Genomic DNA, 470 nt, shown 5'->3' with positions numbered 1-470 from the left:
CCATAAATCTTATTAACCGCGTTGAACGCCATAATAAGGGACAAGGTGCCAAATATACTAAGGCTCGAAGACCAGTTCAATTAATTTATTTTGAATCGTTTGATAATCAGCATGACGCAATGTCTGCAGAATATCAGTTCAAGCAACGAACGCGAAGTAGTAAAATTAAATTTCTTAAAAAGAACGGTATTTCATTAACAAATTTAAAATAATAGTGGTACAGTTAAGGCGATTAACGACTAATTTAATAGTTTGAATACTGTAATATTTTTTGGATCATGATACAGTATGTAAAACAAATTATTTAGCCAAGTCTGAGAGGAGAATTTTTGATGAAAATTATTGCTTATGGCATTCGAGATGACGAAAAACCTTACCTAGAAGAATGGGTTAAAGATAATAAAATTGAAGTAAAGGCTGTTAGCGAATTGTTGGACTCCAACACGATTGAACAAGCTAAGGGTTATGAC

1 protein-coding gene is annotated in these 470 nt (G+C 32.6%); it reads left to right on the top strand.

The window, feature by feature from the left end:
• A partial coding sequence (locus tag C1I98_RS46595) for a GIY-YIG nuclease family protein (RefSeq protein WP_111172256.1) occupies positions 1–212 on the top strand: 212 nt, incomplete at its 5' end.
• Positions 213–470 lie beyond the last annotated feature (258 nt).

The organism is Spongiactinospora gelatinilytica (assembly GCF_003236385.1).
GTDB lineage: Bacteria > Actinomycetota > Actinomycetes > Streptosporangiales > Streptosporangiaceae > Spongiactinospora > Spongiactinospora gelatinilytica.
This window is presented reverse-complemented; position numbering and strand designations above follow the sequence as displayed.